Annotated in this window: 1 protein-coding gene; it reads right to left on the reverse strand. The window is 29.8% G+C overall.

What is annotated here, in order from left to right:
- Nucleotides 1–58: 58 nt before the first annotated feature.
- Entirely contained in the window at nucleotides 59–1,351 is a 1,293-nt protein-coding gene (locus PG914_RS06885; protein WP_488823093.1) for an ISL3 family transposase, read from the reverse strand.
- Between the last annotated feature and the right edge of the window lie 94 nt (nucleotides 1,352–1,445).

Here is a 1,445-nt window from a genome sequence, read left to right on the forward strand (position 1 = left end):
CAATTAGTTGGTGTACACCCAAAAGGCGCTATTTTAGCGCCTTTTTTGTTGTCGTAACCTAGTTTTTAATTGGGATATCTTGATTGATCGCGTATAATGCTTTTTTTCTAAATCTTCTAAAATCTCTAATACCGTTGGCCGTTTTAGTGATTGTCTTTATTTTAGAATTTGTAGACTCAATCGGACCATTAGATACACGTCGTCCGTTGATGCGTATAAATGAATTCTTTATTTCTTGCTGCCACTTGTCAATGGTTTTACCAAATGCTCTGTAGACATCTATTTTTGAGTTTTTAAATGCTTGTATGAGTACTTGTAGTTCATCTTCACAGGTTTCATAATCAGCTGTCAAATTAAAAGTTCGATAGTGTTCTTTTAACCGATATGCTTCGGTTAATTCATCGTTAATAGATAATAAGTATCTTAGAATTTCAGATTTATGCCAATATGCATTTAACTTGTGGATCTTGATTTCACCATCATATATGTCTTCATAATTCTTTACGAAAAAATAATGGAATTTTTTAAGCATGTAATAATACATATCATTATGCTCTAACTTGCTTTTTTGTAGATAGTACTTGTTTTGAACACGAATTCTAATCGCTTTAATGGCTTCGTTTAAATTCCTTACAATGTGAAATGAATCGATTGCTATGAGTGCTTTGGGAAAACATTTAGAAACCACTTGTTTATAACTATCCCACATATCCATAATAAATACTTTGACTTGATCACGTTCTTGAATAGGAATTCTATAAAAATATTCAAGTAAATAATTTTTATGTCTGGTTGCTATTAAGTCAATCAACTTAGATGCTTCAAAATCAAATAGAACACAGGCGTATTTATACTTATTCATTTTGTTGGTAAACACTTCATCAATACTGATGATCTCAGGTAGTGGTCTTCGCCTTACTTCAATATGACGATCGAAGATATTGATGACACTTTGAATTGAAACATTAAAAAGTTTAGCAGCGTCAGTAAAGGTATGATTTGTTTCTTTTAAATAGTCTAGAATGGATAGTTTGGTTTTTAAACTAATACGTTCGTAAGCTTGATTAAATGGATTTGTTTCATAGATTGTTTTATTACATGTTTTACACCGATAACGCCTTGCATAATAAGCGATTTTTACTTGATGTTCTAATGAAACACTATGGATTAATTTTTTTAACCTAAAACCATGAAAATACATCGGATATGTTTGACAGAGTGGACAACTTATATTATCTTTTAGTAACTTTAGATGAAGTGTAAGTACTTCACCATCTATTGTGGTATCAAGTGATTCTATTTTTGAATTTATGTTTTCTAATTTATATAGTTTTGTGATATTATCATACATGAAGAACTCCTTTGTTTTTTTAGTTACGACTAACTATATTATAAAAGGTGTTCTTCATTTTTTATATATTTATTTCGGCCTTTAAAAAAGATGG

Source organism: Acholeplasma sp. ORD1043, assembly GCF_057808485.1.